General features: G+C 62.9%; 26 protein-coding genes. 9 read left to right on the top strand and 17 right to left on the bottom strand.

The annotated features are described in order from the left end of the window. Positions 1-12 precede the first annotated feature (12 nt). From BKX93_RS02180 to BKX93_RS02210, 7 genes are all read right to left on the bottom strand, one after another. Positions 13-1,026 carry a cytochrome d ubiquinol oxidase subunit II gene (locus tag BKX93_RS02180; RefSeq protein ID WP_070978509.1) on the bottom strand — a complete coding sequence of 338 codons (1,014 nt, stop codon included), beginning with the start codon at positions 1,024-1,026 and terminating at the stop codon, positions 13-15. Continuing rightward, complete coding sequence (locus tag BKX93_RS02185) at positions 1,017-2,369, bottom strand: cytochrome ubiquinol oxidase subunit I (RefSeq protein WP_070978511.1); 1,353 nt, start codon at positions 2,367-2,369, stop codon at positions 1,017-1,019. Before BKX93_RS02185 ends, BKX93_RS02180 begins: the two co-directional genes overlap by 10 nt. Positions 2,370-2,499: 130 nt before the next feature. Continuing rightward, a complete protein-coding gene (locus tag BKX93_RS02190; protein WP_070978513.1) occupies positions 2,500-3,084 on the bottom strand; it encodes an HvfX family Cu-binding RiPP maturation protein in 585 nt (194 codons plus the stop codon). Between the two features lie 2 nt (positions 3,085-3,086). Continuing rightward, on the bottom strand, positions 3,087-3,800 hold the full coding sequence (locus tag BKX93_RS02195; protein ID WP_070978515.1) for an HvfC/BufC family peptide modification chaperone: 714 nt from the start codon (positions 3,798-3,800) through the stop codon (positions 3,087-3,089). Between the two features lie 16 nt (positions 3,801-3,816). Continuing rightward, a complete protein-coding gene (locus BKX93_RS02200) occupies positions 3,817-4,656 on the bottom strand; it encodes an MbnB/TglH/ChrH family RiPP precursor modification enzyme (RefSeq protein WP_070978517.1) in 840 nt (279 codons plus the stop codon). Then, positions 4,644-4,940 (bottom strand): hypothetical protein, encoded by a 297-nt coding sequence (locus BKX93_RS02205; protein ID WP_070978519.1) that lies wholly within the window; start codon positions 4,938-4,940, stop codon positions 4,644-4,646. The genes BKX93_RS02200 and BKX93_RS02205 overlap by 13 nt, the downstream gene beginning before the upstream one ends. 33 nt (positions 4,941-4,973) lie before the next feature. Next, entirely contained in the window at positions 4,974-5,900 is a 927-nt protein-coding gene (locus BKX93_RS02210) for an MBL fold metallo-hydrolase (RefSeq protein ID WP_046166644.1), read from the bottom strand. 303 nt (positions 5,901-6,203) lie between these two features. Here BKX93_RS02210 and BKX93_RS02215 point away from each other — a divergent pair, with 303 nt between their 5' ends. The 3 genes from BKX93_RS02215 to BKX93_RS02225 are packed head-to-tail and all read left to right on the top strand — an operon-like array spanning position 6,204 to position 7,912. After that, positions 6,204-6,428 carry a ParD-like family protein gene (locus BKX93_RS02215; RefSeq protein WP_046166645.1) on the top strand — a complete coding sequence of 75 codons (225 nt, stop codon included), beginning with the start codon at positions 6,204-6,206 and terminating at the stop codon, positions 6,426-6,428. Next, positions 6,425-7,216, top strand: a complete 792-nt coding sequence (gene map, locus BKX93_RS02220; protein ID WP_070978521.1) for a type I methionyl aminopeptidase — start codon at positions 6,425-6,427, stop codon at positions 7,214-7,216. The genes BKX93_RS02215 and map overlap by 4 nt, the downstream gene beginning before the upstream one ends. A gap of 3 nt (positions 7,217-7,219) precedes the next feature. Further along, entirely contained in the window at positions 7,220-7,912 is a 693-nt protein-coding gene (locus tag BKX93_RS02225; RefSeq protein ID WP_021476800.1) for a helix-turn-helix transcriptional regulator, read from the top strand. A 10-nt stretch (positions 7,913-7,922) separates the two neighbouring features. Here the strand turns inward: BKX93_RS02225 and BKX93_RS02230 are convergent, their stop codons facing one another. The 6 genes from BKX93_RS02230 to BKX93_RS02255 form a co-directional block, all read right to left on the bottom strand. After that, complete coding sequence (locus tag BKX93_RS02230) at positions 7,923-8,492, bottom strand: DJ-1/PfpI family protein (RefSeq protein ID WP_070978523.1); 570 nt, start codon at positions 8,490-8,492, stop codon at positions 7,923-7,925. A gap of 151 nt (positions 8,493-8,643) precedes the next feature. Beyond that, the gene (locus BKX93_RS02235; RefSeq protein WP_070978525.1) at positions 8,644-9,207 is read right to left on the bottom strand and encodes a GrpB family protein; all 564 of its coding nucleotides are present in this window, start codon (positions 9,205-9,207) and stop codon (positions 8,644-8,646) included. Then, positions 9,200-9,625: a GNAT family N-acetyltransferase gene (locus BKX93_RS02240; protein WP_046156480.1), complete on the bottom strand. Its 426-nt coding sequence runs from the start codon at positions 9,623-9,625 to the stop codon at positions 9,200-9,202. Before BKX93_RS02240 ends, BKX93_RS02235 begins: the two co-directional genes overlap by 8 nt. 9 nt (positions 9,626-9,634) lie before the next feature. Further along, the gene (locus BKX93_RS02245; protein ID WP_046156481.1) at positions 9,635-10,165 is read right to left on the bottom strand and encodes a GNAT family N-acetyltransferase; all 531 of its coding nucleotides are present in this window, start codon (positions 10,163-10,165) and stop codon (positions 9,635-9,637) included. Between the two features lie 22 nt (positions 10,166-10,187). Next, positions 10,188-10,931 (bottom strand): alpha/beta fold hydrolase, encoded by a 744-nt coding sequence (locus tag BKX93_RS02250; RefSeq protein WP_046156482.1) that lies wholly within the window; start codon positions 10,929-10,931, stop codon positions 10,188-10,190. 23 nt (positions 10,932-10,954) lie between these two features. Beyond that, entirely contained in the window at positions 10,955-11,155 is a 201-nt protein-coding gene (locus tag BKX93_RS02255; protein WP_046156483.1) for a tautomerase family protein, read from the bottom strand. A gap of 300 nt (positions 11,156-11,455) precedes the next feature. Between BKX93_RS02255 and BKX93_RS02260 the strand changes: the two genes are divergently transcribed. Continuing rightward, on the top strand, positions 11,456-11,824 hold the full coding sequence (locus tag BKX93_RS02260; RefSeq protein WP_046156484.1) for a VOC family protein: 369 nt from the start codon (positions 11,456-11,458) through the stop codon (positions 11,822-11,824). Between the two features lie 48 nt (positions 11,825-11,872). On the opposite strand, the gene BKX93_RS02265 is transcribed toward BKX93_RS02260, so the two are convergent. Continuing rightward, entirely contained in the window at positions 11,873-12,427 is a 555-nt protein-coding gene (locus tag BKX93_RS02265) for a thymidine kinase (protein ID WP_046156485.1), read from the bottom strand. Positions 12,428-12,661: 234 nt separating this feature from the next. Between BKX93_RS02265 and BKX93_RS02270 the strand changes: the two genes are divergently transcribed. After that, positions 12,662-13,690 (top strand): dienelactone hydrolase family protein, encoded by a 1,029-nt coding sequence (locus BKX93_RS02270; RefSeq protein WP_145929228.1) that lies wholly within the window; start codon positions 12,662-12,664, stop codon positions 13,688-13,690. Positions 13,691-13,769: 79 nt separating this feature from the next. Here BKX93_RS02270 and BKX93_RS02275 read toward each other — a convergent pair whose 3' ends face one another. The 3 genes from BKX93_RS02275 to BKX93_RS02285 form a co-directional block, all read right to left on the bottom strand. Continuing rightward, on the bottom strand, positions 13,770-14,459 hold the full coding sequence (locus BKX93_RS02275; protein WP_046156486.1) for a nitroreductase family protein: 690 nt from the start codon (positions 14,457-14,459) through the stop codon (positions 13,770-13,772). Between the two features lie 314 nt (positions 14,460-14,773). Beyond that, entirely contained in the window at positions 14,774-15,622 is an 849-nt protein-coding gene (locus tag BKX93_RS02280; RefSeq protein WP_070978529.1) for a 23S rRNA (adenine(2030)-N(6))-methyltransferase RlmJ, read from the bottom strand. Positions 15,623-15,634: 12 nt separating this feature from the next. Next, the gene (locus tag BKX93_RS02285; protein WP_070978530.1) at positions 15,635-16,384 is read right to left on the bottom strand and encodes a tRNA pseudouridine(65) synthase TruC; all 750 of its coding nucleotides are present in this window, start codon (positions 16,382-16,384) and stop codon (positions 15,635-15,637) included. Between the two features lie 461 nt (positions 16,385-16,845). On the opposite strand from BKX93_RS02285, the gene BKX93_RS02290 reads away from it, so the two are divergent. From BKX93_RS02290 to BKX93_RS02305, 4 genes are all read left to right on the top strand, one after another. Beyond that, positions 16,846-17,850 carry a BMP family lipoprotein gene (locus BKX93_RS02290; protein ID WP_070978532.1) on the top strand — a complete coding sequence of 335 codons (1,005 nt, stop codon included), beginning with the start codon at positions 16,846-16,848 and terminating at the stop codon, positions 17,848-17,850. 112 nt (positions 17,851-17,962) lie between these two features. Next, complete coding sequence (locus tag BKX93_RS02295) at positions 17,963-19,492, top strand: ABC transporter ATP-binding protein (protein WP_046156490.1); 1,530 nt, start codon at positions 17,963-17,965, stop codon at positions 19,490-19,492. Next, positions 19,489-20,580: an ABC transporter permease gene (locus BKX93_RS02300; RefSeq protein WP_046156491.1), complete on the top strand. Its 1,092-nt coding sequence runs from the start codon at positions 19,489-19,491 to the stop codon at positions 20,578-20,580. Before BKX93_RS02295 ends, BKX93_RS02300 begins: the two co-directional genes overlap by 4 nt. A gap of 1 nt (position 20,581) precedes the next feature. After that, on the top strand, positions 20,582-21,547 hold the full coding sequence (locus BKX93_RS02305; RefSeq protein ID WP_021476816.1) for an ABC transporter permease: 966 nt from the start codon (positions 20,582-20,584) through the stop codon (positions 21,545-21,547). Positions 21,548-21,604: the final 57 nt, after the last annotated feature.

The following is a 21,604-nucleotide window of genomic DNA, read 5'->3' on the forward strand; positions in this document are numbered from 1 at the left end:
ACTGGGTTTGGGCTAATGGTAGCTCAGTTCGTCCGTCGCCTTGCCATGGAAGATGCGGTAGACGAAGGCGGTGTAGGCGGCTATCGCCGGCAGCACGACGATGGCGACCACCAGTATCGCCCATAGCGCCTCGGCATCGCTCGCGGCCTGCCAGATCGATAGATGTTCAATCACGATGTCGGGGAAGATGCTGTAGGCCAAGCCCCAGGACGCTAGCAGCACGATGGCCACGCATAACGCAAACGGCGTCCAGCAATAGCGGTCGTCGCCGCGCGCTTGGCGCTTGGCCAGTTTCGGCAGCAGCCACCACAGCAGGGCGGATAACAGGCTGGCCGTCAGCGGCAGCGGAATCAGCAGCAGGAAATGCGGCAGGACAAACCATTTGGCGGCGATGGACGGGCTGGCTAACGGGGTGGCAATCGATACCAGCGCGGCCGCCAGGCTGGTTGCCAGCAGCGCGCGTCCGGCCCAGCCGTAGGCGCGCGCCTGCAATGGGCCGCTTGTTTTCAGTATCAGCCAGCAGGCGCCCAGCAGGGCGTATCCGGCGCATAAGCCGGCGGCGCAGAGCCAGGCAAAGGTCCAGGCGCCCCAGCCGTTGGCGAAGCCGGTCAGGTAGCGGCCCAGCATCAGGTCCTGCATGGCTGATGCCATCAAGGCGCCGGCGAAGAAGGCGGCATCCCACCAGGCCTTGTGCCCATCGGGCGCCTTGGCCCGGAAGTCGAAGGCGACGCCGCGAATGATCAGCCCGCCCAGCATCAGGGCCAGCGGCTGATACAGCTCGTAAGACACCAATGAGTTCGCCGCGGGGAAGGCCGAAAGCAGCAGGCCGATGCCCAGTACCAGCCACGTTTCGTTGGCATCCCAGAAGGGGCCGATGGTGGCGATCATGCGGTTTTTGTCGGCGCGCTCCACGCTGGGCAGGAGCAGGCCTATGCCAAGGTCGTAGCCGTCCAGGATGACGTAAATGATCATCACCAGGACGAGCAGGCCGGCGAAGATGATGGGAAGCCAGTAATCTAGCGGCATGCGAACTTCTCCTGTTTTTCTTGGAGCCGCGGCGAGCCTGTCGGACAGGCCGCCTTCTTGGCCATGTGAAACAAGCCTGCCACGTAGGCGGCGACCAGAGCGGCATACAGCGCCAGATACATGGTCAGGCTGGACATGAGCATGGCTGGCGTGGCGCCGCCAGCGGCTTCTGCTGTGGTGAGCACCCCATTGACCAGCCAGGGTTGGCGGCCGATTTCGGAGACATACCAACCGGCCAGGGTGGCGATCCAGCCGGAGAAGGTCATCAGGGTCAATATGCGAAGCGTTGCACTCGACAGCGTGCCGCGCTTTCTCAACTGCCAGGCGGCCAGCCAGGACGTGAGAAACATCAGGGCGCCGACGCCCACCATGGCGCGGAAGCTCCAGAACACTTTTGCCACCGGCGGATGCTGGGCAAACTCGTTAATCCCCTTGATTTCGCCGGTGGTCTCGTGGGTCAGGATCAAGCTGGCCAGGCCGGGAATGCCCAGCGCATGGTCGTTGCTGTGCGTGTCTTCGTCAGGCAGGGCGAATACCAGCAGCGGGGCGGATCGCTCGGTGCGCCAGACGCCCTCCATCGCCGCCAGTTTGGCCGGTTGCACTTCGCGGGTTTTCAGGCCGTGCAAGTCTCCCGCCACAAACTGCAGCGGAATCAGCAGGGCGGCGGCGTAGACGCCGGTTTTCAGCGCCAGCCGGTTGCCTTCGCTGGCGTAGCCGTTCAGTCGGCGATAGGCCGACAGGCCAGCCAGCAGAAACGCCGCGGTGAGGCCGGACGCGATGAGCATGTGCGCGAAGCGGTATGGCGCAGAGGGGTTGAAGATCACATCGAACCAGCTGGTCACCACGGCATGGCCATTGACCATCTTGAAACCCGCCGGCGTCTGCATCCAGGAGTTCAGCGTCAGAATCCAGAACGTGGACAGCGTATTGCCGAACGCCACCAACAGGGTGGCTAGGGTATGGGCTCGTTCGGACAGCCGCGAGCGCCCGAACAGCATAACGCCGAGAAACGTGGCTTCCAGGAAGAAGGCGGTGAGGATCTCGTAGGACAGCAAGGGTCCGGCAACATTGCCGACCACTCGCATGAAACCAGGCCAGTTGGTGCCAAACTGGAAGCTCATGGTGGCGCCGCTCACCACGCCCAGCGCGAACGATAGCGCAAATACCTTGATCCAGAAGGCGTAGGCGTCCATCCAGCCCTGACGGCCGGTTTGGGTATAGCGCAGCTTGAAGAACATCAGCAGCCAGCCCAGCGCGACATTGATGCTGGGAAAGAGAATATGGAAGCTGATATTGGCGCCGAATTGCAGGCGCGCCAGTGTCAGCGCATCGAATCCGTTCATGGGTTCTCCCGGGGCGCGTCGGCGTCATGGAGTGAAGTCCCATGCGCGCGGACGCAAAAATGGCCGGACCCGCCGCGGTGAGCGGTTCCGGCCATCGTGATGCGATTTATGGTGGAGGCGTCGAGGGCGCTTACTTGGCGAGGTGCCGGCGCAGCCAGTAGTCGGCGCTGATGTAGCGTCCGCCGCCGTAGAAGAACAACACCAGCAGCATGATGAAGTAGGTGGCGGCGAACTCGATGCCGTTATTCAGGATTACCGGGTCGCCCAGTTCGGTGATGTAGTTGTATCGGCCTGGGAAGTTCTCGGCCAGCCAGGACAGAAATCCGGCCAAGCGCTGGCTGGATTCCATGCTTTTGTCGGCGATGGCCAGCCAGCCGCGCGGCAAGTGCACCATGGCGCTGGCGGCGCTCATCAGCACCATCATCGGGATGGCCATGACGCGGGTGAACAAGCCTAGCGCGATGCATAGCAGCCCCAATACCTCGGTAGCCGCCGCCAGGAAGGCAAACGCCACCGGAAACGGCAGGCCAAGGCCGCCCTCGCTGGCCGGTGCGCCGAACCAGGCGACCGCTGCGCTGAACCCGACAACCTTCGAATGGGCGCCGACATAGATCACCGGCAGCAGGTAAAGCCGGATGCCCAGCAGGGCGATGAAGTCATATTGTTGGCAGGCGGCAACCGCCCGGTCGAATCCGTTCATTATTTTGGCAATCATTTTCATACTCCTTGTGTTGCGGCCGGGCGGCGCGGGCTTCCGTTCATGGATGTCATGCTCGGCTGGCGTGTTTGGACCAGTCCGGTCGCGATGGCGTCAAGCAGCCATTGGCGCAGCGGCGCAGCGTCCGCGATCGCGCAGGCGGCTTTCAGCGACGCGTAGCAGCGCGGCGTTTCCAGTCCAGCTAGCACATGGCGGTCGAAACGGTTCAAAGGTTTTTGTCGCACCTGGTGGCGGGCGTCGCGGAAAATGGCGAATGCGCCTGACAGGCCCGCCGCTTTCAGATCCAGCTCGATGCAGGTCAGCGTGGGATTGAGCGACAGGATGGCATCGTCGAGCGGCTCCCCGCTTGGCGGCTCGACCACGGCTGGGTCGACCTCCGCTTTCAGCAGCACCCACTCGTACTCCAGGCACTGCCGCAGCGCGGCGGGAGCAGTGGGTTGCATGAAAACCAGAAACTCGGTGGCGATGTGGTGGAATTCCGGCGCGCTGGCCGAGTGGTGCGCCAGAAAGCCATCTACCTGCCGGCGCAGGGTGGCGGCGTCGACCTGGCTGAAGTACAGCGGAAATACGTGCTTCACCACCTCCTCGATATTGCTGCGCAGGAAATCCCGGTACAGCTTGATGGCCGGCGTGAGCTCGCCGGCATCGGTTTGGGGCGCGCGCAGCAGTCGGTTGAAGCGCCGGCCCGCTTCCAGCGTTGAATGGGTGTTCATGACATATCCTTTCTGCTCAGGCGGCCTGAGGCGCCGGCTGGCCTATCCATTTGCGCAGCCCGATCGCTTCGTCTCGCAGCTCAGGCCAGCAGGGGATGTGGTTGTCCCGTTCCAGCACCAGTGGCCGCGGGCCGTGCAGGGCTACGGTCTGTCGCGCCAGTTCAAGCACCTCGCCGCATACCGCGGCGCCGTGGGTATCGATCAGCACGCCATCGTCGCTGCGCCAGTGGCCGGCAATATGGAAGTAGCGGATGGCCGGCGACGGCAGGCTGGCGATAAAGCCTTGCGGGTCGTAGCCATGATTGGCGGCGTTGACGTAGACATTGTTGATGTCCAGCAGCATCTGGCAGCCGCTTTGCTCTAGGATGCGGTGGATGAAGACGGCCTCGTCCATTTGGCCGGCATGGCAGTGGTAGTAGCTGATGTTTTCCAGCACCAGCGGCCGTTGCAGAATGTCCTGCGCCTGTTTGATCTTGGCCGCGATCCGCTCCGCCATTTCCTTGCAGCGCGGTATGGGCAGCAGATCGTACAAATAGCCCTGCCTGTCGCGGGAGTAGCTCAGGTGGTCGCTGTAGATGTCGATCCGGTAACGATCGAGAAAACGTTTCACCCGCGCGAGGAAGTCCGTATCCAGCGGCAGCGTGTCGCCTATCGACAGGCTGAGGCCATGGGCGACCAGCGGGTATTTCCCCGATAGCCGCTCAAGCTGCTCGCGTTTGCGGCCGCCGACGTCCAGCCAGTTTTCCACCGTCAGTTCCAGAAAGTCGATGCCGGGCTGCGGATCTTGATCGGCCAGCCATTGCGCGTGCTCGGCGCGCAGCCCGACGCCGATGGCAGTGGGGCTTATTGACCGCATACCCCCTCCACCATCTTACAGCGGGGCGGAACAGGTTGTATGCCTTGTCCGGTCTTGCCGCATTTGCCATCGCGGGCGCGTACCAACTGGTCTTGCGGGTCGTGCTGGATGTCGGCTTTCTCGTACATTTTCACCGTGCCGCATTTGCCGCTGGCGCATTTGCCGCCGTTGCCGCTTTCGCTTTGCACCGTTTTTGTGGTCTGAGAAGGCTCGGCCAGCACAGGCTCGGCGTTCAGGCCGATCAGCGATGTCATGGCAATGGAAAGAATGATCTGGTTTTTCATATTGGGCCTCACGGAATTCAGGTTTTTTGGAAGTCAGCGCACTGGGAAGCACGACAGGTCGCGGCTGGCGTATATCGGGCCGGAGTAGAGTTTCCGAATGATCCGGATGGATTGATCCTTCACCCGCAGGCTCTTGCCCATGAAGTGGTTCAGCACCAGCTGTTTGGGTTTTACCGCTGCGGCGATGCGGCCGATGGCGGACGGTTTGGCGTGCAGGAAAGCCGAGGCCGGGTCGGCTTGTTCGTCGATGGCCAGCGGCATCACCAGGATGTCAGCGTTTTTGGCGAATTCGAGGAAGTTGGGATTGCTGCCGTTCTGATCGGCGGAGATCACGATGCGTCCATCGGGCGTATCGATGCGATACGCGAGCGTCGGCACCTTGCCGTGAGGAATGCCAAGCGCGCTGATGGTAATGCCGTCTTTGTCGTATACCTTGGTGGGCATTGCCTTGTGGTAGCCCACATCGGCGAGTTTCACTTTCAGCGGAATGTCCCCGCTGCCGGAATAGATTCCGGACAGGTAGGCGTAGGCGCCGTTTTTGGCATTGAACTGGGCGCGCATGAAGCCGCTCAGACTGGGGAAGCCCGCGCCGCCGGTCGGGCCCGCGATATCAATCTGGTGCGGCGCGCGGAAGAAATAACTGCCCTTCAGCAAGGCCGGCAGGTCGGTGACATGGTCGGTGTGGAAATGGGTCAGGCCGATGAAGCTGACATCCTCAAGCCGGGCGCCGGACTGGCCAAAGCGGAGGTAGGCTCCGCCGCCGGCATCGATCAGCGCCACCGGCTTGTTCTTCCACCAGATCAGCGAGGCGGATGAGGCTCTGCCATCGTCGGAAATGGGGCCGCCAGACCCCAGAAGCTGTAGCGTGTAGCGCTTGTTTTCACATTGGGTTGGGCTGGCGGCCGCCGCGGCGGCCGCGCAGGCCAGGCAGAGCGACGCAACGAGCATGCGGATTTTCATTTTCCTACTCCTTGGCTGGGCGCGGCGTCAGAATGGGGCGTGAGTCAGCAAATACGCTTCAAAGTACATTTTTCCTTTATTTAAGCTGAATTTGCTGCGTTTTTGCCGATTATGATGACGATTGCGCCTTGATGATGGTCAAAGCTTATCATTGATCATGTATTGATATAATTTATATAATTAATATAAATAAGTAATATTTCTAATATTTTGACCCATAGCCCATCGGTATCCGCGCTTGTCAGGGCGTCATGCAATTATTAATATACGTTTCATATATTGTTTGCTTACTGGAGGCGAGCCATGGGCATCGTCAAAATTTCCGAGCAGATGCATGACAATCTGCGTACCGCCAGCGAGGCGCTGAGCCGCTCCATCAATTCCCAGGCCGAGCACTGGCTGCGCATCGGCATGCTGGCCGAGCTGAATCCGGATCTGCGCTACAGCGAGATCTGCCAGTTGCTGCTGCAGGCGGGGCAGGATGGCGGCGGCCTGGATTTGCGCCGACAGGCGGAGGCGGCGCGATGAGCAAGGTGACGATCAAATCCCCGGCCGAAGTGGCCAAGGCTCGTGAGGCCGGCAAGCTGGTGGCGGAGCTGCTGGCGATGATAGGCGAGCACGTGAAGCCCGGCGTCAGCACCGAGGAGCTGGACGCGCGCTGTCACGAATACATCGTCAAGGTACAGAAGGCCAAGCCGGCCAATGTCGGCTATTACGGCTATCCCAAGACCATCTGCTCATCGGTCAATCAGGTGGTGTGCCACGGCATTCCGTCGGAGAAGCAGATTCTGCGCGACGGCGACATCGTCAACATCGACGTGGCGGTGATCAAGAACGGCTGGCATGGCGACAGCAGCCGGATGTATTTCGTCGGCGCGCCATCGCCCGAGGCGAAGCGCTTGGTGGATGCCTGCTATGACGCCACCCGCGCCGGCATCCGCGCGGTGCGGCCGGGTGCCACGCTGGGCGACGTCGGCCATGCGATCCAGACCCTCACCGAGGCAGCAGGCTTCAGCGTGGTGCGCGAGTATTGCGGCCACGGCATAGGCAAGGTCTACCACGAAGAGCCCGAGGTGCTGCATTACGGCAGGCCCGGGGCTGGATTGAAGCTGAGGCCGGGCATGGTGTTCACCATCGAGCCGATGATCAACGCAGGCAAGGCCGGCACCCGCCAATTGGGCGACGGCTGGACCGTGGTGACGCAGGATGGGTCCTGGTCGGCGCAGTGGGAGCACATGGTGGCGGTGACCGACCACGGCTTCGAAGTGCTGACGCCGTGGCCGGACGGCCTGGGCGATTATCCGGCGATAGCCTGATCCATGGCGCGCTCGGAACGCTTGCTGGAATTGCTGCAGTTGCTGCGCCGCCATCGCCGGCCGGTCACGGCGCAGACGCTGGCTGAAGAGCTGGGCATCAGCGTGCGCACCGTTTACCGGGACATCGCCAGCCTGCAGCTGCAGGGCGCGGATATCGCCGGCGAGCCGGGAATCGGCTATCTGCTGCGCCCGGGCTTCCTGCTGCCGCCTCTGATGTTCGCTGAAGAAGAGATCGAGGCGCTGGTGCTGGGCATGCGCTGGGTGGAGAAGCGGGCCGACTCCCGGCTTGCCCGCGCCGCCGGCAATGCGCTGGCCAAGGTGGCGGCCGTGTTGCCCGACGATCTGAGGCGGCGGCTGGAGGATGAGACGCTGCTGGTGGGCCCGGCCGCGGCGCCGGCCATCGAGGTGGACATGGCCGCGCTGCGCGACGCCATCCGCCGCCAGTGCAAGCTGGAACTGCGGTATCGGGACGCCGACGGCGGCGACAGCCGGCGGGTGGTGTGGCCATTTGCGCTAGGCTTTTTCGAGAAGACGCAGGTGCTGGCCGCCTGGTGCGAATTGCGCCAGGACTTCCGCCATTTCCGCTGCGACAGGATACGGCAGTGCGACAGCCTGGACCAACGCTATCCGCGCCGCCGCCAGGTTTTGCTGAAGGAGTGGCGGCTCCAGCTGGGCATCGCCGTCGACGCGTCTTGACCCCAGGCGCTCAGCGTCGGCGGTGCTCGGCCGCGTGCTGAGCCAGATAGGCGTCCAGGTCGGCTCCGCCGATGTCCAGGGCCGCCAGGATCTCCGCCATGAAGCTCACCGGGGCGGTGACCGGCGCGGTGACGACGCCCTGATCTCCGACGGCATGGGGCACATCCTGGTAGAGGCTGGCGCCGGCATAGCCGGGCAGCGCCAGGTTCGCCGCAGAATTGGAAGTGTGGCGCACGCGGCTCAGCACGCCGGCCTGTGCCAAGACGCGGGTGCCGTCGCAAATCCCCGCGACGACGGCGCCGCCGGTCCAGGCGGCGGCAACCAGGCCGGCGATGTCCGGCGCCTGCGGGGTTTGCCAGATGGTGCCGCCGCAAACGATCAGCAGGTCCAGCCGCTCAAGCTGGATGGCCTCCACCGCCAGATGGGGCGTGACCATCAGGCCGCTGGAGGAAATGACAGGCTTGCCGCCGGGCGCGGCGAAGCTGATGTCGAAGCCGTAATAGCCGCGGGCTGAGGAGTTGATCAGCGCGGTTTCCCAGTCGGAAAAATTTTCTGTGATGATGGTGATGGCGCGTTTCATCGGATTGCCTAGGTAGGTTTGGAAACGAATCCCGGACCCGGCGGGTCTTGCGGGTTGCCCAAAGGTAATCGATGCCGCTGCCAGTTCCTGTCAGTAGTCTTTTCCACCCGAGTGGCAGCCCTGGAATGGCGGCTGCGCGGGCATTCCCAGGCTACGCGCCAGGCTGCCAGCCGGTCTGTTCCGCCCATTGCTCGGCCGCGAGATAGATCAGGTCCACCGCGGGGTCCTTCACGTCCGGGTAGCTGTCCGGGTCGGCCAGGCCTGCAGCCAAGCGCCGTTTGAGCTCGCCGTAAGCCGCGGCGCTTGCCGGATAGGCGCGCAGATAGTCGCGGAACAGCAGGGCGTAGCGCTGATTGGCCGCGCCCACCCGCCGCACATGGATGTGGGCGCGGCGTTCGCCCTCCTGCTCGCGGAAGAAGAACTTGCGCCATTGCTCGCCGACATCGTCGAATCCGGGCGGCAAGTGGTCGCGGTTGAATGGCTTAAGGACGAAGCCGGCGTCGCTCAGGCTTTGGGGAACGTTCTCGTCCAGTTCCTCCACCGTGATCTGAACGTCGATCACATCCTTGGCTGCCAGACCGGGCACCGAGGTGGAGCCGATATGGTCGATTCTCAGGGCCAGGCTCCCCAGCGCGGCGCGCAATCTCTCCGCGATGGCTTCGAACTCGTCCGCCCAGCGCATTTGATGCGGGATGATGGTGACCGTTTCAGTCATGTTTGAGCAATTCAGAGAAGTGATGGGCGACGATGTCCATATTGCGGTTCAGGTAGAAACGGTGGGCGCGGTGGCGCTGCACGCCGGAGTCCAGGTGGATTTCGCCGCAGCCTTCGGCCACGGCCAGCTGGCGCAGCCAAGCCATCATTGCCGCGCCGTGGCCGCGTGAACGTATGGTTTCATCGGTGGCGAGGTCGTCGATATACAAGCTCTTGCCGGCGACCAGCGTGCGCTGGATGCGGAAACCGGCCACGCAGGCGATGGCGTCGCCGTTCCGCAGATAGGCCAGTTGATAGCCTTCGGCCATCTGGGCGCGCACCGTTGCGACGAAGGCGTCTGCCTGCAGATGCGGCCGCAGTTGCCGCATCACGGCGAAGCAATGCTCTATTTCCTGGTCTTGCCGGGCGAGTTGGATCATCGTTTCTTCCTATCCGATGTGGCTGTACATCCAGAAGTCCCGCGAGGGGCCGCGCACCTTGCGGTAACTGCGCAGCAGGCCTTCGCGTTGAAAGCCCGCACGCTCCAGCACGCGGATGGAGCGTGCATTTTCCGGCAGCGCTGTGGCTTGGATGCGGGCCAGGCCGATATGGCCGTGTCCCCATTCCAGCAGGCTGGCGCAAGCGGCCGTGGCGATGCCGCGGCCCCAAGCCGCGGGGGACAGATCATACGCCATTTCCTCGCTGGCATTGACCGAGGAGGCGGTATGGAAGCCGATGGTCCCGAGCAGGCGGTCGCCAGCGCGGCCGGCGATGGCGAAGCGCAGCGCGCTGGCCTCGGTGAACTGCTCCGGCTGCCAGGCGTAGTGTTCCAGCTCGGACTGGGCCCGCACGTTCCAGCTGATGTGCTCGAACACCTGCGGCAGTGTCAGGTAGTCGTACCAGGCCAGGACATTGTCAGGATACAGCGGGCGCAGGATGGCATCAGGGTGGTCCAGTACGGGCATTTCGGTGAACAACATGGTTTTGCCTTTGAGATGCGAATCAATGGCGGCAATGCTCGGCGATGAAGCCGGCGATTGAATCCCGCGTGGCTTGCGGCGCTTCCTGGTGCGGGCTGTGGCCGCAGTTCGGCAGCATCAGCTGGCGGCCGTTCTGCGTTTTGCCGGCAATGGCGTCGAGCTGCGCCGCGCTGCCATATTGGTCATGCTCGCCTTGCAAGGCCAGCGTCGGGCAGGATATCGAGGGCAACGCGTATTCGATGTTCCAGGAGGCGAATCCGGGACTGAGCCAAGTGTCGGCCCAAGCGTGGAACAGCGGTTCCGTTTTGTCGCCGTGAAATCGGGCCAAGCCGGTCAGCTTGCCGGCATCCCAGGCTTCCCTAGCCCGCCGGATGCCGGCAAGCGTGATGCCTTCGACAAAGACATGGGCGGCCAGGGTGACGACGGCCTTGAGCCTTGGACTCTGCTCGGCCGCATGCAGCAGCGCGATGCTGCCGCCATCCGAGTGTCCGATCAAAATGTAGTCGCGCTCAGGCAGCAGCGCCTCCAATACGGATGGCAGTTCGTTCAACGCATACTCATGGAGGTAGTGGATGGTGCGCGTGCGATCCAATGGCGCGGACCGGCCATAGCCTTGGCGGTCATACACCAGGCCGGCGAGACCGGTCGCCTCGCACAACTGGCTGGGGAAGGCTCCCCACATCGCGTCGCAGCCCAGCCCTTCATGCAGGAAGACCAGGCAGGGTTGCGCCGTATCGCCTGCTATTTGGCGGTGATGATGCCGCATGCCAGCTCTCCTTCACCAAATGCTCAACCTTGCCGGCGCTTCCAGTCATCGGTCAGCTGGCCGGCGTAGCCACAGTCTTCCTCAGCGATTTCCTGGATCACGATGTGGGTGTGCCCGGGCTTCTTGCCCAGATGGCGGACCAGCGAGTCGGTGATGTCTTTCACCAGCGCGGCTTTCTGTTCGCGCGTGGCGCCGGCGGTGATCTGCACGTTGACGTAGGGCATGGGTTGGCTCCTTCAGTTTGGGGAAAGGTCGATGGCGTAGAAATATTCGGTCGAGCCATCCTTGTTTACGCCGGCCAGTTCGCCTGCTCCCTGTGGCTTTGCAGCCAGGCCAGACAAGCCAGGATTGGCGCGAGGGGGCCACTATCTGGGAGGTAGTCTGTGAATTGACTGTTGTTTGCAGCCGGGATGATCATATTGTCATAATCGCAAAACATTCACTACTGACAAAAACTGACAGCAGCTTGGCTTAGCATGACTGCATGCCGAAACGAGTTCGGCGTTCACTCAAGGAGAGCTGTCATGCAACACCCCGATTTTGTGATTCTGTACGTGGACCAGCCGGCGCGCAGCGCGGATTTCTATTCACGCTTGTTCGATTTGCAGCCTATCGAGTTGTCGCCGACCTTTGCGATGTTCAAGTTCGCGTCCGGCATGCGGCTGGGCTTGTGGTCTCGGCACACGGCGGAGCCTGCCGCCGAGATGATGGGCGGAGGCGGGGAGTTGATCGTGCAGATGGAGGACTTCGCCGCGCTGGATGCTTGCCTCGCCGACTGGCGGGCGCAGGGGCTGCGCATTCTGCAACCCATCACGGATATGGATTTTGGCCGTACCTTCACGGCGCTGGATCCGGATGGCCACCGCTTGCGGGCCTATGTGCGGATGGAATGAAAACGGGCCGGCCTTGGCCGGCCCAAGGATTACGGCTGCTGCGCGGGCTTAATCGTTGTGGAAGCAGCGGCCGCACACGGCGCGATAGCGCGCCTCGCCGCCGATTTCCACTTGCGGGCCTTCCTTCACCCGTTGGCCCGCGCCGTCGATGCGGATATGCATCGTCGCCTTGCGGCCGCAATGGCAGATGGTCTTGATCTCTTCCACGTCGTCGGCCAGCGACAGCAGCCAGGCCGAGCCGGGGAAGGGATGGCCCTGGAAGTCGGTGCGCAAGCCAAAGCAGATCACCGGTATATTGCGGTTGTGCGCCAGTCGGTGCACTTGCTGCGCCTGCTCAGGCGTCATGAATTGGGCTTCGTCCACCAGAACGCAGGCGGTGTCGCCGTAATCGTGAGCCAGGAAATCGAAACCGGCGTCGAAGGTGTTGGATTCCCGCTGGATGTTCAACCGCGAGGTGATCAGGCCCACGCCGTAGCGGTCGTCGATGGCGCTGGTGTACAGCGCCACCTTCTTGTCCATCGATTCGTAGTTGTTGGCGATCTGCAGCAGCTGGGTGCTTTTGCCGCTGTTCATCGCGGCGTATCGGAAAAACAGTTTGGCCATGCTAGAGGTATGGATACGGGTGCCGGGGCGCGCAGCATACCATGACGCGCCCGGCTTGTGAGGGCCGCTGAATGCCGAAACTGTTCCGTTCCGCGTAGGGCTTTATTTCAACGCTGCTCGTTTGCAACGGAAAGGCCGCAATATGATTCGGCAAAACTTGACGACTGCCCCGCCCGGCGTGGTCAACGGCGGTTTCCCATCGCCGCGTTTTCCGCACAAGGGGGGTTATCGACAGTGCCAGCCATCTTGAGTCGTGTTTTCTTCATTGGATTGATCGCCTGCTTCGCCGGGGGCGGCGACGCCAGCGCCTCCGCAATCACGGTAAGCGCCGCGCCGGTTGCTAGCCTGGCCGATGGCCGCGTCGGCGCCTTCGCGTTCGAATCCGTCACGCCGCGGCAGATCATGGATTTCGTGAAACGCGCGCCCGCGGACAAGGCGATGGTGACGGGCATGCTGTCATTGCCGCAGCAGGCGCAAGGCCCGGTTCCCGCCATCGTGATCCTGCATGGCAGCAGCGGCATCAATCCGGGGGAGTGGATGTGGGCCAAGCGGATGAACGAGTTGGGGTACGCCAGCTTCGTCGTCGACAGTTTCTCGGGGCGGAATATCGTGGAGACCGAGAAAGACCAGACGCGGCTGTCGATGGCGGTGGATATCGCGGACGCCTACTCGGCCTTGCGGCTGCTGGCGTCGCATCCGGCGATCGACCCCAGGCGGATCGCGGTGATGGGGTTTTCGCGCGGCGGCGTCGCCGCGCTCTATTCGTCGTTGGAGCCATTCCGAAAGGGCGTCATCGATGACGATCTGCGCTTCGCCGCGCATGTCGCGTTCTACCCCAGCTGCGGCATCCACTATGCGTCGGATCATCTGGATGGAGCGCCCGTCCTGATGCTGCTTGGCGGCAAGGACGACTACACGCCTGCCGCGCCTTGCCTCGACTATGCCGATGCTTTGAAGGCCAAGGGCGCGCGGGTGACGGTGAAGGTCTATTCCGACGCCTACCATGCCTTCGACCGGTTCACGCCGCTGCGCGCCATCCCGAGCGCGACCAGCGCCAGGCTGTGCCATGGCGAGTACGATCTGGACTCGGGCCGATTCACCATGGCTGCCGGCAATGGCGTCGTGTCCGGAGGCGAGGCGAAGATCGCGGCGCAGGCATGCCTGAGCAGGGGCGTCACCATAGGCGGGGACCCTGTCGGGCGCGAGCAATCGCCGGCGCTGGTCGCCGGCTTCCTGCAATCGGCGTTTGCTGCGGAGCGATAGAAACCGGTACCCAAACCCGCATTTTGGTCGGCTGGAGGCCCTGAGAGCGGCCTCCAGCCCGATGTTTGCCCATGCGCCTTCAAAAGAAACTGGCGATCTCGTCCAAAGGCTTCTTGCCGATATTGGGCACCATGCAATCGTCCGCCGGATAGCCGACCACCAGCAGGATGTAGGGCTTCTCGTGGGAGGGGCGGTCCAGCAGCTGATTGAGGAAGTTCATCGGGCTGGGCGTATGGGTGAGGGTGGCGAGGCCGGCGTGGTGCAGCGCGGCGATCAGGAAGCCGGCGGCGATCGATACCGACTCCGGCACGTAGTAGTTCTTGATCTCGCCGCCGTCGTCCAGCACGGTCTTTTTCTGGCCGAAGATGGCGATCAGGTAAGGCGCGGTTTCCAGAAAAGGCTTGTCGGCGTCGGTGCCCAGCGGCGCCAGCGCGTCCTTCCATTCCTGCGGCGCGCGGTGTGTATAGAATTCGCGCTCCTCGGTTTCCGCGCCTTCCCGTATCTTCCGTTTCAGTTCCGGATCTTCGACGACGGCGAAATGCCAGGGCTGGTGGTTGGCGCCGGATGGCGCGGTGCCGGCGGCGCGCAGCGCGTTCTCTATCACTTCGCGCGGGATCGGCTGGCTGGTGAATTCGCGCACGGTTTTGCGGCGGCGGATGTCGGCGTAGAAGGCGCGGGAGCGCTCCACCATCTCCGCTTCCGGATAGCGCTGGAAACTGCTTAGCGGGATGAAGGCCGGCTGGCCCTGGTTGAATGGCAATCTGCTCATGACGGCTCCTGTTGGTGGGAGTAGTGTTGCCGGGGCTCGAACCGGCAGCTTGGGCGGCGGCGGGGTTTTCCATGCCGAGGCGCAATCGGCAAACAAACGATTCCGTCGCTTTCGAAGGACATCATGGCAGCGGCTCCCATTGAAATGCAATCAGCATTATGCATTTGAGAAGCTGAATGTCATGTAGTTTTATTTCAAATAAAGATACTTTATGTGGAGCGATGTCTGCTGCTGAGATATCGGAGAGGCATGCGCCGGCGATGGACGTAAAAAAGCGCCCGGGGAGGGCGCTTGTCGCGGCACGGCGGAAAGCTTTACAGATCGCCGCCGGTTTCCAGAATGAAGCTGGCCTTGGCGTCCAAGCCCAGGTGCTGGACCAGGTAGGGCAGCGTTTCGTTCAGGGTTTGGGGCAGGGTCCATGGCGCGTTGAGGATGAACATGCCGCTGCCGTGCATGCCGAAACCGTCGGTCGACGGGCCTTGCACATGCAGTTCCGCCCGCAGCCAGCTCTTGGCCGGCAGCTTCTTCAGCTCGGGAATCATCTCTTTCATTTCCGCGCGCTGCAGGCAGGGATACCACACCGCGTAAACGCCGGTGGCGAAGCGTTTCAGGCCTTCTTTCAAGCCGGTGACCACGTTGTGGTAGTCGCGCTTGTCCTCGTAAGGAGGATCGATCAGCACCAGCGCGCGGCGCGGCGGCGGCGGCAGCACGGCCTTGATGCCGTCGAAGCCGTTGGTCTGCTGGATCTGCACCCGGCGGCTGCTGCCGGAAAAGTTCTCCTGCAGGATCTGGGCGTCGCTGGGATGCAATTCGAACAGGCGCAGCTTGTCGCTTTCCGGCATCACATCGGCCGCGCACCACGGCGAGCCGGGGTAGAACTTCAGCTCGCCGTCCGGATTCATCCGCTTGACCACGTCCACGTAGTTGCGCACGGCTTCGGGCAGATCGTCGCGCTGCCACAGGCGGGCGATGCCGGTTTCGAACTCGGCGTTCTTGGTGGCGTAACCCTCAGTCAGCGAATAGGCGCCGGCGCCGGCGTGGGTGTCGATATACCAGTAGGGTTTGTCCTTTTGACCCAGGTAATTCAGCAGCTCGATCTCGATCAGATGCTTGAGCACGTCGGCGTGGTTGCCGGCATGGAAGGCGTGGCGGTAGCTGAGCATTATTGTTGTCTTTCAGATGGTTAATTCGATGCCGGCGGCGCGCGCGGCGTCGGCCCAATCCAGGCGCGTCAGCAGCGCGGAGAAGTTCTCTTCCAGCGGGCAGTCCAGCCGCAGCGGCTGGCCGGTGACGGGGTGGGTCAGCCGCATCTCCACGCAGGCCAGCAGCATGCGCGCGCAGTCCAGTTGTTCGGCGAACATCCGGTTGTGGCGGCCCTTGCCATGGGTGGAGTCGCCGATGATGGGGTGGGCGATGTGCTTCAGATGGCGGCGCAGTTGATGGCGGCGGCCAGTCAGCGGCGCTAGCTCCACCAGGCTGTAGCGGCTGGTGGGGTAGCGTTCCACCGCTATCGGCAGCTCGATCCGGGCCAGCGTGCGGTAATCGGTCTGGGCCGGCTGCGGCGCGGTTTCCACCTTTTCGCCTATCCATTCCAGATCATCCGGGCGGCGGCTGAGCGGGTGGTCGATATGGCCGGCGTCGTCGGCGTGGCCGCGCACCACGGCCAGGTAGCGCTTGGCTACTTGCTGGCGTTCGAACTGCCAGCTCATCTCGCGGCTGGCGTCTTTGTCCAGCGCGAACAGCAGCACGCCCGAGGTGCCTTTGTCCAGCCGGTGCACCGGGTAGACACGTTGGCCTATCTGGTCGCGCAGCAACTGGATGGCGAAGCGGGTTTCGTTGCGGTCAAGCACGGTGCGGTGCACCAGCAGGCCGGCGGGCTTCTGGATGGCGATCAGTTGATCGTCCCGATACAGTATTTGCAGCATGGATACAAAGGTTTTGAGCAGGGCGGAATTGTAGGGCTTGCACGCTGCTTTGGATATAGCCGTTAAGTTTTGTGTTGGGTCAGTTCAATTAAAAACAGTCATGACAAGTGCGGCATGCCGTTTGCCTAACCCAGGCCTGGCGCGGTTTGTGGCGAGTCAATATTTTTAGGTGAAGAAATGTTTGCGACATGGTATTTCAAAGTCGAGAGGAAATTGTTTACAGCCAGGTTAACGCTCATTACAATTCGCCGCGCTCAGAAGAACGACAAAGTGGTGTCTGCAACCGGTTTTTGCATTGCGCAGGAGGCGGTCCAGGCCGCTTCGGCACAACTGGAGCTGTAGTCCGCAGGTTACATGCCAACTGCAACTTTCGTTGTCACCATTCATAGTCCGCGCTGTTGCAATCGCCGCGCCAGCATGGAGCCTGGCGCGTTGACCAACTCAATCCAAGAGTTATAGAGATGACCATCCAACTGAAACGTATCAGCTTCGCTGTCGCCGCCGCAGTTCTGTCCGCTGCCGCGTGCGCCAAAGACTTCACTCCCGCCGTGATCTACGATTCGGCCGGCAAGTTCGACAAGAGCTTCAGCGAAGCCGCCTACAACGGCGCGGAACGTTTCAAGAAGGACTTCAAGGTCAACTACCGCGAAGGCCAGATTTCCTCCGACGCGCAGAAGGAACAGCTGCTGCGCAAGATGGCCAGCCGCGACACCGACATCGTGGTCGCCGTCGGCTTCAACTTCTCCCAGGCCGTGGAAACCGTGGCCAAGGAATTCCCCAAGGTCAAGTTCGCGCTGATCGACGCCGTGGCCAAGGGCCCGAACGTGCAGAGCATCGTGTTCAAGGAGCAGGAAGGCTCCTTCCTGGTGGGCATGGCCGCCGCGCTGAAATCCAAGACCGGCAAGGTGGGCTACATCGGCGGCATGGACATCCCGATGATCCGCGCCTTCGGCTGCGGCTATGTGCAGGGCGCCAAGTACGCCAACAAGAACATCACCGTGCTGCAGAACATGACCGGCACCACCCCTCAGGCTTTCAATGACCCGGCGCGCGGCACCGAGCTGGCCAAGAGCCAATTCGACCGCGGCGCTGACGTGATCTTCGTCGCCGCAGGCGGCACGGGCATGGGCGTGCTGCAGGCCGCCAAGAACGCCGGCAAGTTCTCCATCGGCGTCGATAGCAACCAGAACTATCTGTTCCCGGGCTCGGTGCTGACTTCCATGGTTAAAAAAGTGGACGTTGCCGTCTACAACACCTTCAAGGAAGCCAAGGACGGCTCCTGGAAGTCCGGCGTGAAAGTACTGGGCCTGAAGGAGCAAGCCGTGGATTGGGCGCTGGACAAGAACAACCGTCCGCAGATCACGCCGGACATGGAAAAGAAGATCGCCGCCGCCAAGGCCGAGATCATCAGCGGCAAGATCAAGGTGGTGGATTACCGCGCCAACAACAGCTGCCCGGCGCAATAACGAAGGCAGCGACTTCCCCGAAAGCGGGGCGCAGCCGCGGTGATTCATCATCGCGGCTGTTTGTTCGTGCCGCCGGGGAAACAAGAATCGAAGAATCGGGAACATATCAAGCATGACCGAGTTTGCCATTGAACTGACAGGCATCAACAAGAGCTTTGGTGCCGTCAAGGCCAATCGCGACGTGACGATGAGCGTGCCGAAGGGAAGCATCCACGGCATCATCGGCGAGAACGGCGCCGGCAAGTCCACGCTGATGAGCATTCTGTACGGCTATTACCACGCCGACAGCGGCACCATCCGCGTGAACGGCAAGGATGTCCGCATCCGCAACAGCCAGGAAGCCATCCGATTGGGAATCGGCATGGTCCACCAGCATTTCATGCTGGTGGAAACCTTCACTGTGCTGGAAAACATCGTGCTGGGCGCCGAAGGCGGCCGGCTGCTCAAGGGCGGCATGGACGAGGCCCGCGAGCATCTGAAGGAACTGAACAAGAACTACTCGCTGGAAGTGGATCCTGACGCGCTGGTCGGCGACCTGGGCGTCGGCCTGCAGCAGCGGGTGGAAATCCTGAAGGCGCTGTACCGCGGCGCCGACGTGCTGATCCTGGACGAGCCGACCGCGGTGCTGACCCCGCAAGAGGCCGACCACCTGTTCCACATCCTGCGCTCGCTGAAGGCGCAGGGCAAGACGGTAATCCTGATCACCCACAAGCTGCGCGAAGTGATGGACATCACCGACAACGTCAGCGTGATGCGCGCCGGCACCGTGGTGGACAACGTGCGCACCTGCGACGTGGACAAGGAAAAGCTGGCCGACCTGATGGTGGGCCGCAAAGTGTCGCTGAAGGTGGACAAGTCCGACTGCCAGGCCGGCGCGGCCGTGCTGGACGTCAAGGATTTGACCCTGATCGACGAGCGCCAGGTCAAGCTGCTGGACAACTTGAACTTCCAGGTCAAGGCCGGCGAGATCGTCGGCGTGGCCGGCGTGTCCGGCAACGGCCAGTCCGAACTGCTGGAAGTGCTGGCCGGCATGCGCGATCCGAGCGCCGGCGCCGTCGTCTACAAGGGCGAGGATCTGCTGAAGCTGCCGTGCCGCCGCAAGCCGCGCGCCGCCGTCTACCGCCAGCGCGGCATCGGCCATATTCCGGAAGACCGCTCGCGCGAGGGGCTGGTCAAGGCGTTCTCCACCTACGAGAACGCCATCCTCGGCTACCACGACGACAAGACGCTGAGCAGCGGCCCGCTGTATTCCCGCAAGAAGCTGGTGGAGCGCACCCGCGACTTCATCGCCCAGTTCGACATCCGTCCGGGCAATCCGCTGCTGCGCGTGGGCCTGCTCTCCGGCGGCAATCAGCAAAAAGTGGTGTTGGCGCGGGAAATCCACGCCAATCCGGACCTGCTGTTGATCGGCCAGCCGACGCGCGGCGTCGACATCGGCGCGATCGAATTCATCCACAAGCGGCTGATCGAGCTGCGCGACGAAGGCAAGGCCATCTTGCTGGTCTCGGTGGAACTTGAAGAAATCCTGGCCTTGTCCGACCGCATCCTGGTGATGGCCGGCGGCCAGATCACCGGCGAAGTGGCGGCCAAGGACGCCGACACCATTTCCCTCGGCTTGCTCATGGGGGGGCACAAGCATTGAAATTCGGACAACCATCCACCTTGCCGCGTTGGGCGCAGCTGACCATCCTGCCGGCGCTCAATCTGCTGGCCGCCTTGCTGGTGACGGGCCTCGTCACCTGGATGATTGGCGAAAACCCCTGGGAATGCCTGCAACTGCTGATCCACGGCGCCTTCGGCTACGGTGAGGGCATAGGCTACACGCTGTTCTACACCACCAGCTTCATCTTCGCCGGCCTGTCGGTGGCTACCGCCTTCCACGCCGGCCTGTTCAACATCGGCGGCGAAGGCCAGGCCTATCTGGCCGGCCTGGGCGTGACGCTGGTGATGCTGGGCTTCGACCACACGCTGCCGCCCTATGTGCTGATTCCGCTGGCCATGCTGGCGGCGATGGGCTTTGGCGCGGCCTGGGCCTACATCCCTGCCTATCTGCAGGCCAAGCGCGGCAGCCACATCGTGGTGACCACGATCATGTTCAACTTCATCGCCTACTCGCTGATGTTGTACCTGATCAGCCACCAGCTGATCGAAGCCGGCTCGCAGAACCCCACTACCCGTTTGTTCGCCGAAAACGGCTGGATTCCGCAGGTGCACGAGCTGTTCTCCTTCCTGCCGAATTCGCCGCTGAACCTGTCCTTCGTGTTCGCGCTGCTGGCCGCCGGCCTGTTCTACCTGATCGTCTGGCACAGCCGCTGGGGCTTCACGCTGCGCACCGTCGGCACCAACGAGCACGCCGCCGGCTACGCCGGCATGAGCGTCAGCCGCACCATCATCGTGGCGATGTGCGTGTCCGGCGCGCTGGTGGGCCTGGCCTCGGTCAACGACCTCTTGGGCTCCTCGCACCGGATGAACGTGCTGTTCACCAACGGCGTCGGCTTCGTCGGCATCGCCGTGGCGCTGATGGGCCGCAACCACCCGGTGGGCATCGTCCTGTCCGCGCTGCTGTTCGGCGCGCTGACCCAGGGCGGTTCCGACCTGTCGTTCGAAAAACCGATGATCACCCGCGAGATGATCCTGTTCATCCAGGGCCTGATCATCCTGTTCTGCGGCGCGCTGGAAAACCTGTTCGAGCCGTTCATCGCCGGCCTGTTCAAGCGCAAGGACAAGTAATATGGAAATGTTCTTCAGTCTCCTCGATTCCACCGTGCGCGTGGCCACCCCGCTGGTGCTGGCCGCCTTGGCCGGCATGTTCTCCGAGCGCTCCGGCGTGGTGGACATCAGCCTGGAAGGCAAGATGCTGGCGGCGGCCTTCGCCTCCGCCGCCGCGGCCTACGTCACCCACAACCCGTGGATCGGCCTGCTGGCCGGCATGATGGCCGCCGTGTCGCTGGCCATGGTGCACGCCTTCGTCTCCGTCACCTACAACGGCAACCAGCTGATTTCCGGCATGGCGATCAACACCATCGCCTCCGGCATCACCCCGGTGCTGGCGCTGGCCTGGTTCCAGCAGGGCGGCAACTCGCCGCAACTGCCCGACGACGGCCGCTTCCATGAGATCGCGCTGCCGTTCGCCGACGCCTTGCGCGACGTGCCGGTAGTGGGCCTGGTGTACAGCAAGCTGATATCCGGCCACAGCATCCTGGTGTATCTGACGGTGTTCATTGTCATTCCGCTGGTGACCTGGGTGCTGTACAAGACCCGCTTCGGCCTGCGCCTGCGCGCGGTGGGCGAGAACCCGCACGCCGCAGACACCGCCGGCATCTCGGTGGCCAAGGTGCGCTACACCGCGCTGTTCTGGGGCGGCATGCTGTGCGGCATGGCCGGCACCTATCTGTCCGTCTACCAGACCGGCAGCTTCATCAAGGAGATGACCGCGGGCAAGGGCTTCCTGGCGCTGGCCGCGCTGATCTTCGGCAAGTGGCGTCCGGTGCCGGCGGTGATCGGCTGCCTGCTGTTCGCCTTCGCCGACGCGATCCAGATCCGCCTGGAAGGCGTGGCGCTGCCGGTGGTGGGCCAGATCCCGTCGCAGGCGATCGCCGTGATTCCCTACGTGCTGACCGTGCTGTTGCTGGCCGGCTTCGTCGGCCGCGCCCTGGCGCCGAAGGCGATCGGCGTACCTTTCGTCAAGTCGCGCTGATACGTTTTCCGCTTTGCTCCAAGCCCGCCCGCTCAACGCCGGCGGGCTTTTTGCATG

The organism is Chromobacterium vaccinii, assembly GCF_001855275.1.
GTDB lineage: Bacteria > Pseudomonadota > Gammaproteobacteria > Burkholderiales > Chromobacteriaceae > Chromobacterium > Chromobacterium vaccinii.